Source organism: Paraburkholderia sp. D15 (assembly GCF_029910215.1).
Taxonomy (GTDB): Bacteria; Pseudomonadota; Gammaproteobacteria; order Burkholderiales; family Burkholderiaceae; genus Paraburkholderia.
Genome location: NZ_CP110395.1, coordinates 2,735,567 through 2,749,701 on the forward strand (window position 1 = coordinate 2,735,567; position 14,135 = coordinate 2,749,701).

Sequence of the window (14,135 nt, forward strand, 5' to 3'; positions counted from 1 at the left end):
CGCGGCCTCGCCGCGCGTCCCGCACATCGCGGGTAAAAGCTGTTGCCGGCTGCGGTGCTGCACCGCCAGCCGGCATTTTTTCATTTCAAAGTGGCTAGTACTGAATCCATGTCCGGCACCCTCGCCCTTACCGAACAACTGATCTCGCGCGCCTCCGTGACGCCCGACGACCAGCATTGCCAGCGCCTTCTGATCGAACGCCTCGCCGCGCTCGGTTTCGAGCACGAAACCATCGAGTCGAACGGCGTCACCAACCTGTGGGCCGTGAAACGCGGCGTGGACGGCACCGGCGGCAAGCTGCTCGCGTTCGCCGGCCACACCGACGTGGTGCCCACCGGCCCGCTCGAACAATGGCACTCGGCACCGTTCGAGCCGACCCATCGCGACGGCAAGCTGTACGGTCGCGGCGCGGCGGACATGAAGGCGTCGATCGCCGGCTTCGTGGTGGCGAGCGAGGAATTCGTCGCGGCGCACCCGGCGCACCGCGGCTCGATCGCGTTCCTGATCACGAGCGACGAGGAAGGCCCCGCCACCGACGGCACCGTGAAGGTCGTCGAAGCGCTGCAGGCGCGCGGCGAGCGCATGGACTACTGCATCGTCGGCGAGCCGACGTCGAGCGCGCAGCTCGGCGACATGGTGAAGAACGGCCGGCGCGGCTCGATGTCGGGCAAGCTGGTCGTCAAGGGCGTGCAAGGCCACATCGCGTATCCGCATCTGGCGAAGAACCCGGTGCATCTGCTCGCGCCCGCGCTCGCCGAACTGGTCGCCGAACGTTGGGACGACGGCAACGAATACTTCCCGCCCACCACCTGGCAGGTGTCGAACCTGCACAGCGGCACCGGCGCGACCAACGTGATTCCGGGCCACGCGGACGTGATGTTCAACTTCCGCTTCTCGACCGCCAGCACGGTGGAAGGCCTGCAGGCTCGCGTGCATGCGATTCTGGACAGACACGGGCTCGAATACGACCTGCACTGGACCGTCAGCGGTCTGCCGTTCCTGACGCCGCGCGGCGAACTGTCGAACGCGCTCGCCACGGCGATCAAGGACGAAACCGGCGTCACCACCGAACTGTCGACCACCGGCGGCACGTCGGACGGCCGCTTCATCGCGCGCCTCTGCCCGCAGGTGATCGAGTTCGGACCGCTGAACGCCAGCATCCACAAGATCGACGAACATATCGAAGTCGCCCATATCGAGCCGCTGAAAAACGTGTACCGCCGCGTGCTCGAACAACTGATCGCCTGACCGATCGACTGAAGAACCAAAGAACCAAAGAACCCAAGGACTTTTCGCGATGACGCTCCCGTTTTCCACCGTTCGCGACCTGCTGCGTTTCGCGGTGTCGCGCTTCAACCAGGCTGGCCTGTCGTTCGGCCACGGCTCGGCCAACGCGTTCGACGAAGCCGCCTATCTGGTGCTGCATACGCTGCATCTGCCGCTCGATCTGCTGGACCCGTTCCTCGACGCGCGCCTGAGCCCGGCCGAAATCGACGCCGTGCTCAACGTGATCGAACGCCGCGCGAGCGAGCGCGTGCCGGCCGCGTACATCACGCAGGAAGCGTGGATGCACGGCTACCGTTTCCACGTCGACGAGCGCGTGATCGTGCCGCGTTCGTTCATCGGCGAGTTGCTGCAGGACGGCTTGCAGCCGTACGTGGAAGATCCCGAGCAGGTCGGCGCGGTGCTGGAACTGTGCACCGGCTCCGGCTGCCTCGCGATTCTCGCGGCGCACGCGTTTCCGAACGCGGACATCGATGCGGTGGACCTGTCCGCGCCCGCGCTCGAAGTCGCCAGACGCAACGTCGCCGACTATGAACTCGACGACCGCATCGCGCTGTTCGAAGGCGATCTGTACACACCGCTCGCCGAGCGCCGCTACGACGTGATCATCAGCAATCCGCCGTACGTGAACGCGACGTCGATGCAGGAACTGCCGGCCGAGTACAAGCACGAGCCCGACATGGCGCTCGCGGGCGGCGCCGACGGCATGGACATCGTGCGGCGCATCATCGCGCAGGCGCGCAACTGGCTGACCGACGACGGCGTGCTGGTGGTCGAGATCGGCAACGAGCGGGCCAACGTCGAAGCGGCGTTCGGCGGCCTCGATCTGGTGTGGCTGTCGACCAGCGCCGGCGACGACAACGTGTTCCTGATCCAGGCCAACGATCTGCCGGTTTGACGGCGCCTCGCCAACCCTTCGTCCGCCTATGCAATTCGACCTGCTTCACGTCGGTCCGCTGGTTGCTCTCGCGCACATCCTCGGCGTGATCGCCGCGTGCCACGCGATTCTCAACACCCGCACCTCGCAAGGCGCGATTGCGTGGGCCGTGTCGCTGGTCGCCATGCCCTATCTGACGCTGGTGCCGTATCTGTTCCTCGGCCGCAGCAAGTTCGCGGGGTATGCGGACGCCCGCCGCGTCGAAAACGAGTTGCTGCGCACCCGTGCGCATCCGCCGGAATGGGACACGCGCGCTTCGTCCGCGGGTTTGCCGACCCAGCAACTCGGCGCGCGGCTCGTGCATTCGCTCACGCGTCTGGGCGGCATGCCGTTCCTGCCGGGCAATGCGGTGCGCACGCTGGTGAACGGCGAAGCCACCTTCGAAGCGATCTTCGAGGCGATCGAAAACGCGCGCCGCTACGTGATCGTGCAGTTTTTCATCGTGCGCGACGACTCGCTCGGCGAGATGCTCAAGGACGCGCTGATCGCGAAAGCGCAGCAAGGCGTGCGCGTGTACTTCCTGTACGACAGCATCGGCAGTTTCGATCTGCCGCACCGCTACGTGGCTTCGCTGCGCGCGGCGGGCGTCGAAACGCATCCGTTCGCGACCAACCGGCGCTTCGTGAACCGGCTGCAACTGAATTTCCGCAATCACCGCAAGATCGTCTCGGTGGATGGCGAACGCGCGTTCGTCGGCGGTCATAACGTGGGTGTGGAGTATCTGGGCGGCAAGCCGCCGCTCTCGCCATGGCGCGATACCCATATCGAAGTACGCGGCCCGACGGTGGCCAGCATCCAGTTCGTCTTCACCGAGGACTGGTACTGGGCGACCCAGCAACTGCCCGAATTCGACATGCCGCCCGCGCCGCCCGCCGATCCGCTCACGGCGCCCGGCATGCACTGCCTCGTCGTGCCGAGCGGACCGGCCGACAAGCAGGAGACCTGCTCGCTCTTTTTCGTCGAGGCGATCAACGCCGCGCGCGAGCGGATCTGGATTACCTCGCCCTATCTCGTACCCGACGAAGCGGTGTTCTCGGCCTTGCGGCTCGCGGTGCTGCGCGGCGTGGATGTGCGCATCCTGATTCCGAGCCGGCGCGATCACCGCGTGGTCTTCGCCGCGTCGAAGCTGTATGCGTTCGACTGCCTGCGCGCGGGCATCCGCATCTTCCGTTATCAGCCTGGCTTCCTGCACCAGAAGGTCGTGCTGATCGACAACGTGGCCGCCGCGATCGGCAGCGCCAATCTCGACAACCGTTCGTTCCGTCTGAACTTCGAAATCATGGTGCTGACGGTGGACCGTCATTTCGCCGACGAGGTCGAGACGATGCTGCTGAACGACTTCGCCGAATCGCGCGAAATCGACCGCAACGAATACCGGCAGGCCAGCGCGCTGCGCCGCGTGGCGATGCACGTGGCGCGGCTCTTTTCACCGGTGCTGTAGACGCCAGGCTTTCACGCTCACAACTGCTTTTCGATGTCCTCGGCAATCGCCTCGGGCTTGGTCATCGGCGCATAACGCTTGACCACGTCGCCGTCGCGGCCGATCAGGAATTTGGTGAAATTCCACTTCACCGCCTCGATGCCCAGCACGCCCGGCGCCTCGCCGGTCAGATAGCGGAACAGCGGATGCGCATTCGCGCCGTTCACGTCGATCTTGTCGAACATCGGAAAGGTCACGCCGAAGTTCTTCTCGCAGAAACTGCCGATCTGCGTCGCGTCACCCGGTTCCTGTTTGCCGAACTGGTTGCATGGAAAGCCGAGCACCGCGAGACCGCGCGCCGCATAGGTGTCGTACAGCTTCTGCAAGCCCGCGTATTGCGGCGTGAATCCGCACTCGCTCGCGGTGTTGACGATCAGCAGCACCTTGCCTTGATACTGCGTGAGGCTCACTTCCTCGCCGCCGAGCGTGCGTGCCGAAAACGAATAGATCGATGTCATGTGCTGTCCCCCGTAAAAGCTGCCAGTCTATGCCAAAAGACGCGCCGTTACAGTCGGCCGAATGGCCTATCCCCGTTGAGCGCCCGGTGTCCTCGCCGGCAGTCTAAAATAGCGGTTTTCTTCTGCCGGCCTCGTCGTGATCCGCTTTAATCAGTTCAGCCTTGCACGCGGTACCAAGCCGCTTTTCGACAACACCACGTTCACGCTCAACCCCGGCGAAAAGGCCGGTCTGGTCGGAGCGAACGGCGCGGGCAAGTCGACGCTGTTCGCCGTGCTGCTCGGTGAACTGCATGCGGACGGCGGCGACTTTTCGATTCCGCCCAACTGGCAGATCGCCCACGTCGCGCAGGAAACGCCGGCCGCGGACAAAACCGCCCTCGCCTACACGCTGGATGGCGACGCCGCGTTGCGCGCGATCGAAGCCGCCATTGCCGCCGCCTCCGCCGCGCACGACGGCGCGGCCGAAGGCGAAGCCCACGCCGCGTTCGCGGATGCCGACGGCTACACCGCGCCCGCGCGTGCCGAGGCACTCCTGCTCGGCCTCGGCTTCACGCTCGACCAGACCCGCGAGCCGGTCAGCAGCTTTTCGGGCGGCTGGCGCATGCGGCTGAATCTCGCGCAGGCGCTGATGTGCCGCTCCGATCTGCTGCTGCTCGACGAACCGACCAACCACCTGGACCTGGACGCGATCGTCTGGCTCGAAGACTGGCTGCATCGTTATCCGGGCACGCTGATCGTGATTTCGCACGACCGCGAATTCCTCGACTCGGTCTGCAATGTCACGCTGCATCTGGAGCAACAGCAGATCAAGCGCTACGGCGGCAACTACTCGCAATTCGAAGTGCTGCGCGCGCAGCAGATCGCGCTGCAACAGAGCGCGTATGACAAGCAGCAGCGCACGGTCGCGCATCTGCAGAGCTACATCAACCGCTTCAAGGCGCAGGCCACCAAGGCGCGTCAGGCGCAAAGCCGGGTGAAGGCGCTGGAGAAGATGGAGCTGATCGCGCCGGCGCACGCGGCTTCGCCGTTCACGTTCGAATTCCGCACGCCCGACTCCGCGCCGAATCCGATGATGGTGATGGAAGACGTGCGTTGCGGCTATCGCGTGGAGAGCACGGAAAGCGGGGAAAACGTGGAAAGCGCGGACGGCAGCGAGGGCGCCGAGATTCCGATCGTCGAGCGCGTCATGCTGTCGATCCAGAACGGGCAGCGCATCGGCCTGCTCGGCGCGAACGGCCAGGGCAAGTCCACGCTGATCAAGACACTGGCGGGCACGCTGCCCGCATTGGGCGGTCACGTACGCGAAGGCAAGGGGCTACGTATCGGCTACTTCGCGCAGCACCAGCTCGAAACGCTGCGCGCGGACGATACGCCGTTGCAGCACCTCGCGCGTCTCGCGCCCGACACGCGCGAACAGGAACTGCGCGACTTCCTCGGCAGCTTCAATTTCTCCGGCGAAATGGCGACCTCGAAGATCGCGCCGTTCTCCGGGGGCGAGAAGGCCCGTCTCGCGCTGGCGCTGATCATCTGGCAAAAGCCGAACCTGCTGCTGCTCGACGAGCCGACCAACCACCTGGATCTCGAAACGCGTCACGCGCTGACCATGGCGCTCGCGCAGTTCGAAGGCACGCTGATTCTGGTGTCGCACGACCGGCATCTGCTGCGCGCCACCACCGACCAGTTCATGCTGGTCGCGAAGCATCGCCTGCAGGAATTCGACGGCGATCTCGACGACTATCGCGACTGGCTGCTGCAGCACGCGGCGGAACAGCGCGCGGCGCTCAAGGCCGGCGCTGCATCGAACGGCGGCGCCAGTGGCGGTAGCGGCAATGGCGGCAACGGCGCCGATGCGGACAACGGCGTCAATCGCAAGGAACAGCGCCGGCTCGAAGCGGAAACGCGGCAGAAGCTCGCGCATCTGAAGAAGCCCTTGCAAAGCCGCATCACGAAGATCGAAAAGGAAATGGACGCGCTCAACACGGAGAAGACGCAGCTCGATGCCTTCGTCGTCGATCCGGCCAGTTACGAGCCCGAACAGAAGAGCAAACTGACGGATGCGATCCGCCGTCAGGCAGACGTGAACGCGCGCCTCGAAACGCTCGAAGCCGAATGGCTCGAGACGCACGAGGAACTCGAACAGATCGGCTAGCGGCAAACGGTTTCCGGTCCGCGCCGGTATCGACGGGAGGTTGGCCTTGTCATCCACGACAGCATCGTCCGCATCGTCTACATCGCCGGTGCCTGCGTCCAATGCGGCGCCGCCCGCGTTGCAGGGGCTGCGCGTACTCGACCTCACGCGGCTGCTGCCCGGCCCGGTCGCCGCGCTGCGGCTCGCCGAACTCGGCGCCGACGTGCTGAAGATCGAAGCGCCCGGCGCCGGCGACCCGACCCGCACGATGCTGCAGTCGTCGAGCGACCGCGTCGCCGGGCGCCCCGGCGCGTTCTACCGGCTGGTGAATCGCGGCAAACGCGAGACCCGCCTCGACCTCAAGTCCGACGCGGGCCGCAACGTGCTGCGCGCGCTCGCGGCCGAAGCGGACGTGCTGATCGAGAGTTTCCGGCCGGGCGTGATGGATCGGCTGGGCCTCGGCTACGACACCTTGCGCGCACTCAATCCACGGCTCGTCTACTGCTCGATCAGCGGCTACGGTGCGAGCGGTCCTTTCGTCGAGCATGCCGGGCACGATCTGAACTACATCGGCTATGCGGGCGTGCTCGATCAACTGGCGAGCCGCGACGGCACGCCGATCCTGCCGAATTTCCAGATCGCCGATCTGCTGGGCGGCGCGCTGAGCGCGGTCACGCAGATTCTCGCCGCGCTGTGGCACGTGTCGCGCGGCGGCGATGGCCGCTTCGTCGACGTGTCGATGACCCATGCGTCCTACGCGCACAACGTGCTCGCGCAGGTCTCGCTGATCAACGAAGGCGCGGCGCCGGCCGCGGGCGCCGGTCTGCTGAATGGCGGTGTGCCCTGCTATAACCTGTACCGCACGCTCGACGAGCGCTGGCTCGCAGTCGGCGCGCTCGAACTGAAGTTCTGGGAAACCTTATGCATGGCGCTCGACCGGCCCGAGTGGGCCACGCGTCACTGGAGTCTCGGTCAGGCGATCGGCGGCCCGGACGCCATCGCGCTCATGCAGGAACTGGCCGGGGTGATCGGCAAGCGTCCGCTGCAGGAATGGGTGTCGTTGCTGGAACCGCTCGACTGCTGCGTGTCGCCGGTGCTGACGGCGGCGGAGGCGGCGCGGCATCCGCTGTTCAATCCCGACGCTTATGCGGCGTCGTTGCGCGCCGCTGAAAAGGAAAAGGCATCGGCTGAAGGGAAGCCGCGCGGCGAAGTCAAACGCGGGTTCAAGTGAGTTCGACGCAAGCGGCGATCGGGCTTCGGCCGATCGCCTGAGGAGTCATCGCACGGCCATTGGCTCGCGGCGTTCATCTCGCGGCGCTCTACTCGCCGCGCCCACCTCATCGCGCTTACCTCATCGCGCCCACATCATCGCGCTCACCTCACCGCCGCACCACCGTCTGCCGCGGCAAGGTCTGACGAGGCGTCTTTTCATCGTCGTACAGCACGTGCTTGCGGCCTTCCACATGCCGGTTGATCGTGGCGCGAACTTCCGCGGCGGTGGCATCCTCGGCGACCACGCGGCGCGAGATCTGCCCGGTCGTATCGATCCACTCCACGATCCGGCACGCGCCGCCCCAAGGCTGGCGAATCGGCGCCGAGACGCGGCAGCCGCGCACCTGGATAGGCCGCTCGGCGGTGGTTTTAACTGATTGTTTCAAGGCGCAATCCTTTTTCCGGCATCCGATGAAGCGACGCGAGCAACACGTGTTGCATGCATGGCCATGCATGACGCTTGCAGCTTAGAAAAAAGCAATGGCGGCTTGGTTACAACCAATATGGAGATATTTACCGGCCATTACCGCGCAAGGCGGTGCCGGACGGCGCCCGAAGGCGCCGCAAGTCCGTCTATTCGAGCGTGCGGACCCGGTCGATCGCCTGTTCGATCCGTTCGACCGCAACGACCTGTAAGCCTTCGATCGGCTGCTTCGGCGCGTTGGCCTTCGGAATCACCGCGACCGAGAAGCCGAGCTTGGCCGCTTCCTTCAGACGCTCCTGGCCACGCGGCGACGGCCGGATTTCGCCGGCGAGCCCCACTTCGCCGAACACGACGAGACCCTTGGGCAACGGTTTGTTACGCATCGACGAATGAATCGCGAGCAGCACGGCGAGGTCGGCGGCGGGTTCGGTGATCTTCACGCCGCCCACCGCGTTGAGAAACACGTCCTGATCGAAGCAGGCGATGCCCGCGTGACGATGCAGCACCGCCAGCAGCATCGCGAGCCGGTTCTGTTCGAGACCGACCGCGAGACGCCGCGGATTCGGCGCATTGGCCGCATCCACCAGCGCCTGCACTTCGACCAGCAGCGGGCGCGTGCCCTCCTGCGTGACCAGCACGCACGAACCCGGCACCGACTGCTCGTGCTGCGACAGGAACAGCGCCGACGGATTGGCCACGCCGCGCAAGCCGCGCTCGGTCATCGCGAACACGCCGAGTTCGTTGACCGCGCCGAAGCGGTTCTTTATCGCGCGCACCAGACGGTACGACGAATGCGTGTCGCCCTCGAAGTACAGCACCGTATCGACGATATGTTCGAGCACGCGCGGCCCCGCGAGCGCGCCTTCCTTGGTCACGTGGCCGACCATGATGATCGTGGTGCCCGATTGCTTGGCGATCCGCGTGAGTTGCGCGGCGCACTCGCGCACCTGCGCGACCGAACCCGGCGCGGAAGTCAGCGCGTCGGAGTAGACGGTCTGGATCGAGTCGATCACGGCGACGTCGGGTTGATGATCGGCGATCGTCGCCTGAATTTTTTCGAGCTGGATTTCCGCGAGCAATTGCAGCTCGCTCGCCTTCGAGCCCGGTTCCAGCAGCGAAAGACGCTGCGCGCGCAACGCGATCTGCGCGGCCGATTCTTCCCCGCTGATATAGAGCGCCCGTTTGTCCGCGGCGATTTCGGCGAGCGACTGCAGCAGCAGCGTCGATTTGCCGATACCCGGATCGCCACCGATCAGCACCACGCCACCCGGCACCAGACCGCCGCCGAGCACGCGGTCGAATTCGCTGACGCCGGTCGAGAAGCGCGGCACGTCGGACGCCTCGATGTCGGCGAGACGGCGCACCGGCGCGCTCTTCGCCAGCGACTGGAAGCGGTGCGTGGACGGCGCTTCCGCCACCGACTCGACCAGCGTGTTCCACGCGTTGCACGACGGGCACTGCCCGGCCCATTTCGGCGACTGTCCGCCGCATTCGCTACAGATATACAGAGTCTTGGGTTTTGCCACGCGCGAGCTTGCCTTGTTTGCTGTTTCTGGAATGGAGGTGAAGCCCGGCTTACTCGGCCCGCACCGGCACGCGCGGCGCGACCGCGCACATCAGCTCGTAGCCGATCGTGCCGCATGCCTGCGCGACGTCGTCGATCGGCAGCGAAGTACCCCACAGTTCGACGCGCGAGCCGACGTTGGCGGTCGGCACCGGCGTCAGGTCGACGGTCAGCATGTCCATCGAAACGCGCCCGACGATCCGCGTGCGCACGCCGTCGACGATCACCGGCGTGCCTTCCGGCGCAACCCGCGGATAGCCGTCCGCGTAACCGCACGCGACCACGCCGATGCGCATCGCGCCGCGCGATTTGAACGACGAGCCGTAGCCGACGGTCTGCCCCTCGCTTAGCGTCTGCACGGCGATCAGCTCCGAGGCGAGCGTCATGGCCGGCTGCAGACCCGTGCCCTCGATCGCGGCCGTCACGCCCGACGGCGACGCGCCATACATGATGATGCCCGGGCGCACCCAGTCGAAATGCGCGGCCGGGTGCCACAGCGTGGCCGCCGAGTTGGACAGGCTGCGCGCGCCGGCGATGCCCTGCGCGCCGCGCTCGAACGCTTCCATCTGATGCGCGATGCCGCGCTCGCCGTCGGCATCGGAAAAGTGCGTCATCAACGTGATCTGGCCGACGCCCTGGCAGGCACGCGCGCGCTCCCACGCGGCGCGGAATTTCTCCGGCGTGTAACCGAGGCGGTTCATGCCGGTGTTCATCTTCAACTGAATGTTGACGGGCTTGGACAGGCGCGCCATTTCGAGCATGCGCAGTTGTTCGTCCGAATGCAGCGCGGTGGTCAGGCTGTAGCGGTCGATCACGTCGATATCGGTCGGACGAAAGAACCCTTCCAGCAGCAGAATCGGGCCAGCCCAACCCAATTCACGCAACTTCACGGCTTCTTCGAGGTCCAGCAAACCGAAGCCGTCGGTGGCGCGCAGACCCGGGAACGCGCGCGCAAGCCCGTGCCCGTAAGCATTGGCCTTGACGACGGCCCAGATTTTGGATTTCGGCGCGTAGCGCCGGGCGACGGCGAGGTTATTGGCGAGTGCGGCGGTATGGATCGTGGCTGAGAGGGGGCGCGGCATGGGATATTTTCGTAAAGACGCTTGCGAATCAGCAGCTTACAGGGCGTTTTCAGCGCCAGGCAGCTTGCTGGGCGGTGCGATCAAGGATTTTGCTAGTCCGAATCCAGCTATTTTCATGATATAAAGCCGTGCGCACAACCCATTTCGAACGGTATAAGCCCTGAGGCCTTGCACACGGCCGGGCCGGATAGACCGCAGCGAGGACAGCATCGCATCAGATGAAAAAAGGTTTTTACACCATCATGGCCGCGCAGTTTTTTTCGTCGCTGGCCGACAATGCGCTTCTGATCGCTGCAATTGCACTGCTGAAAGATCTTCACGCCCCGAACTGGATGACGCCGCTGCTCAAGCTGTTCTTTGTGCTGTCGTACGTCGTGCTGGCTGCGTTCGTGGGCGCCTTCGCCGACTCCCGTCCGAAAGGACGCGTGATGTTCGTCACCAATACCATCAAGGTCGTCGGCTGCATCACGATGCTGATCGGCGCGCATCCGCTGATTGCGTACGGCATCGTGGGTTTCGGCGCGGCGGCCTACTCGCCCGCCAAATACGGCATTCTCACCGAACTGCTGCCGCCTGACCGGCTGGTCGCCGCGAACGGCTGGATCGAAGGCACCACGGTCGGTTCGATCATTCTCGGCACCGTGCTTGGCGGCGCGCTGATCAGTCCGCACATCGCCGCGCCGATCCTGCGCCAGCACATTCCCACCGTCGACACCCCCGCCGAAGCGGCCATGCTCGTGATCATGGCGATCTACGTGGTCGCCGCGCTGTTCAACCTGCGCATTCCCGACACCGGCGCGCGCTATCCGAAACAGGAACGCGGCCCGATCAAGCTCGTCACCGATTTCGCCGACTGCTTTCTGGTGCTGTGGCGCGACAAGCTCGGCCAGATTTCGCTCGCCGTGACCACGCTGTTCTGGGGCGCCGGCGCGACGCTGCAATTCATCGTGCTGAAGTGGGCCGAGGTGTCGCTGAACATGTCGCTCTCCGAAGCCGCGATCCTGCAGGCGGTGGTCGCCGTGGGCGTGGCGGCCGGCGCGATTTTCGCGGCCTCGCGCGTGCCCTTGAAGAAGTCGCTGTCGGTGCTGCCGGTCGGCATCATGATGGGCATCGCGGTGATGCTGATGGCGTTCTACACGCGCGATCTGTTCCCCGCGCATTGGGGCGTGTACTTCGGCCGCATGCATGTGCCCGGTTATCTGATCGTCGCGTATATTTTCCTGATGGTGGTGGGCGGCCTGTCCGGCTTTTTCGTCGTGCCGATGAACGCGCTGCTTCAGCATCGCGGGCACGTGCTGCTGTCGGCCGGTCATTCGATCGCCGTGCAGAACTTCAACGAAAATCTGTCCGTGCTCGTCATGCTGTGCCTATACGCAGTGCTGGTCTGGCTCGACGTGCCGGTCACCGCGGTGATCGTGCTGTTCGGCACGTTCGTGTGCGTGATGATGTGGCTCGTGATGCGCCGTCATCAGGCGAATCAGCGCGCGTTCGACTCGGTCGCGCTGATCGGCGAAGCCAAGCACTGACCCGTCAAATTCATTCACCCCTCGCGGGATGGCCGGCCAGCTCGCCGGCCGCGTCTTTCCGTCTGTCTTCTTCGCCGCTCGCCATGACTCAATCGATTCCCAATGTGCTGACGATCGCCGGTTCCGATTCCGGCGGCGGCGCCGGCATTCAGGCCGACCTGAAGGCTTTCTCGGCGCTCGGCGCGTACGGCGCGAGCGTGATCACCGCGCTTACCGCGCAGAACACGCGCGGCGTGACCGCGATTCACGCGCCGGATGCGGCGTTCATCACCGCGCAACTTGATGCCGTGTTCGACGACCTGCGTATCGATGCCGTGAAGATCGGCATGCTGGCGAATGCGTCCATCGCGCGGGCGGTCGCGGATGCGTTGCGGCGTCACAAGCCGCAGCACGTCGTGCTCGACACGGTGATGATTTCGAAGAGCAATCACGCGTTGCTGCTGCCGGATGCGGTGGCCGCGGTGCGCGACGAATTGCTGCCGCTCGCCGATCTGCTGACGCCGAATCTGCCGGAAGCGGCCGCGCTGCTCGGCATCCCCGCCGCGACCGACGAAGCCGCGATGGTCGAGCAAGGCGAAGCGTTGCGCGCGCTGGGCGCGCGGGCGGTGCTGATGAAGGGCGGCCATCTGAGCGCGACCGATAGTCCCGACTGGCTCATCGAGGCAAGCGGAACCCTGCGGCTGGGCGGTCCGCGTGTGCCGGTGAAGAATACGCACGGCACGGGCTGCACGTTGTCGTCGGCGATCGCCGCGCTGATTCCGCAGCGGGACGATCTGGCGAGCGCGGTGGCGGATGCGAAGGTGTATCTGACCGGCGCGTTGCAGGCTAGCGACCGGTTAGCGGTCGGTAGCGGGGTCGGGCCGGTGCATCATTTTTATCGCTGGTGGTGAGGGCGGGAGCGCTCTACGTCTCTCTACGAGCCTCTATAAGCCGCTATAAGCGCGCGTGACGCTGTGCCTGCTCGGGCCAGTCGTCCGGCACGATAAAACCGCGCGAACGTTCCACCAGATCGCCTGCGGCATCGTCCGCCAACGCGACGACCGTGACCGGTCCACGCAGCAGTGTGATTTGCCCGGCGAGCGTTTCGGCGTCGACGACCGTCCTATCCCCATCCGCATCCGTCTGCTGTTCGATGCCCTGCTCGACGCGCTGCTCGATCCGCCTCGGCGCGAGCCACTCCAGACGCGGCAACGGCCGCCACCAGCTCGCATGCGTGCGGGCAAAGTCGAGCCACTCGCTGCTCGTCACCCACCAGCCGCGTCCGTGCGCCGGATCGAGTTCGGCGCACTCCGGTGGCGTCTGCGCGTGCCGGTAAAACAGCCAGCCTTTGACGAACATCTGCGGAATCCACGACCCCGCGTATCCGGTCGACGCGAACTCGTCGCGCGCGCTGATCGGCAATTGATGATTCAGCAGATGCGCGCGCTTCAGATCGAGACGGTCCTTGAGATTCGGGCCGACAAAATCCGCCAGTTGGCCACGGCCCGCGCCCGCATGCAGGTAGCACTTCATCGCCAGTTCCCAATGCAGGCGGACGCCCTGCCTCGTCTGCAGCAGAAAATCGCATTCGCCGAGCGTGATGCCGTCGCGCCTCAACTGCACGCCCGCCGCGATGAGCCGCGCGGCCGGCCCCTGCTCGAGAAACCAGCCGAGCAGACGTTCGGCGTAGCGCCCAACGCGCGACATGCGGATCGCCGCGAGGTGTTGCAGCAGCGGCTGCGGCGCGGCATCGAGCGCGCGCAGCCAGGCGACGGTGGCGTCGAATTCGTCGGGGGTCGCGAATGGCGTCGCCAGCGCGCCGGCCGGTGGTTGCGGACGCAACAGGTCGGGGCTGAGCAGCAGCCACGCGAGATCGCGCACGGCGGTGACGCGCAGGTCGTTCAGGAGATCGTTCAGGACATCTTTTAGCAGCGCATTTTGCGGCCCGGCCCGCGGCACCGCGAGCGGCGTGTCGAGCGGCCCGGCGGCGCGCGCCGCCGG

At 65.6% G+C, this 14,135-nt stretch carries 12 protein-coding genes; 7 read left to right on the forward strand and 5 right to left on the reverse strand.

All coding sequences use genetic code 11. The features are described from left to right. The first annotated feature begins 108 nt into the window (after positions 1 to 108). Genes dapE through cls form a run of 3 tightly spaced genes read left to right on the forward strand, consistent with a single transcriptional unit; the run spans position 109 to position 3,662 of the window. Positions 109 to 1,248: a succinyl-diaminopimelate desuccinylase gene (dapE, locus tag LFL96_RS11690; protein WP_280995406.1), complete on the forward strand. Its 1,140-nt coding sequence runs from the start codon at positions 109 to 111 to the stop codon at positions 1,246 to 1,248. 49 nt (positions 1,249 to 1,297) lie between these two features. After that, on the forward strand, positions 1,298 to 2,182 hold the full coding sequence (prmB, locus tag LFL96_RS11695) for a 50S ribosomal protein L3 N(5)-glutamine methyltransferase (RefSeq protein ID WP_280995407.1): 885 nt from the start codon (positions 1,298 to 1,300) through the stop codon (positions 2,180 to 2,182). Positions 2,183 to 2,210: 28 nt separating this feature from the next. Further along, a complete protein-coding gene (cls, locus tag LFL96_RS11700; RefSeq protein WP_280995408.1) occupies positions 2,211 to 3,662 on the forward strand; it encodes a cardiolipin synthase in 1,452 nt (483 codons plus the stop codon). 17 nt (positions 3,663 to 3,679) lie between these two features. Here the strand turns inward: cls and LFL96_RS11705 are convergent, their stop codons facing one another. Beyond that, on the reverse strand, positions 3,680 to 4,159 hold the full coding sequence (locus LFL96_RS11705; protein ID WP_280995409.1) for a glutathione peroxidase: 480 nt from the start codon (positions 4,157 to 4,159) through the stop codon (positions 3,680 to 3,682). Between the two features lie 136 nt (positions 4,160 to 4,295). Here LFL96_RS11705 and LFL96_RS11710 point away from each other — a divergent pair, with 136 nt between their 5' ends. Together LFL96_RS11710 and LFL96_RS11715 are read left to right on the forward strand one after the other, a co-directional pair. Beyond that, entirely contained in the window at positions 4,296 to 6,308 is a 2,013-nt protein-coding gene (locus LFL96_RS11710; RefSeq protein WP_280995410.1) for an ATP-binding cassette domain-containing protein, read from the forward strand. Between the two features lie 118 nt (positions 6,309 to 6,426). Next, a complete protein-coding gene (locus LFL96_RS11715; protein WP_281000711.1) occupies positions 6,427 to 7,518 on the forward strand; it encodes a CaiB/BaiF CoA-transferase family protein in 1,092 nt (363 codons plus the stop codon). A gap of 148 nt (positions 7,519 to 7,666) precedes the next feature. On the opposite strand, the gene LFL96_RS11720 is transcribed toward LFL96_RS11715, so the two are convergent. From LFL96_RS11720 to alr, 3 genes are all read right to left on the reverse strand, one after another. Next, positions 7,667 to 7,945, reverse strand: a complete 279-nt coding sequence (locus LFL96_RS11720) for a DUF2866 domain-containing protein (protein ID WP_280995411.1) — start codon at positions 7,943 to 7,945, stop codon at positions 7,667 to 7,669. A gap of 187 nt (positions 7,946 to 8,132) precedes the next feature. After that, on the reverse strand, positions 8,133 to 9,509 hold the full coding sequence (radA, locus tag LFL96_RS11725) for a DNA repair protein RadA (RefSeq protein WP_280995412.1): 1,377 nt from the start codon (positions 9,507 to 9,509) through the stop codon (positions 8,133 to 8,135). A 49-nt stretch (positions 9,510 to 9,558) separates the two neighbouring features. Continuing rightward, positions 9,559 to 10,629, reverse strand: coding sequence for an alanine racemase (gene alr / locus LFL96_RS11730; RefSeq protein WP_280995413.1), 1,071 nt, complete (start codon positions 10,627 to 10,629; stop codon positions 9,559 to 9,561). A 218-nt stretch (positions 10,630 to 10,847) separates the two neighbouring features. Between alr and lplT the strand changes: the two genes are divergently transcribed. Both lplT and thiD read left to right on the forward strand, forming a co-directional pair. Then, positions 10,848 to 12,155 carry a lysophospholipid transporter LplT gene (gene lplT / locus LFL96_RS11735; RefSeq protein WP_280995414.1) on the forward strand — a complete coding sequence of 436 codons (1,308 nt, stop codon included), beginning with the start codon at positions 10,848 to 10,850 and terminating at the stop codon, positions 12,153 to 12,155. Between the two features lie 83 nt (positions 12,156 to 12,238). Beyond that, positions 12,239 to 13,045 (forward strand): bifunctional hydroxymethylpyrimidine kinase/phosphomethylpyrimidine kinase, encoded by an 807-nt coding sequence (thiD, locus tag LFL96_RS11740; RefSeq protein ID WP_280995415.1) that lies wholly within the window; start codon positions 12,239 to 12,241, stop codon positions 13,043 to 13,045. Positions 13,046 to 13,088: 43 nt separating this feature from the next. Here the strand turns inward: thiD and LFL96_RS11745 are convergent, their stop codons facing one another. Continuing rightward, entirely contained in the window at positions 13,089 to 14,066 is a 978-nt protein-coding gene (locus LFL96_RS11745; protein ID WP_281000714.1) for a DUF1853 family protein, read from the reverse strand. Positions 14,067 to 14,135: the final 69 nt, after the last annotated feature.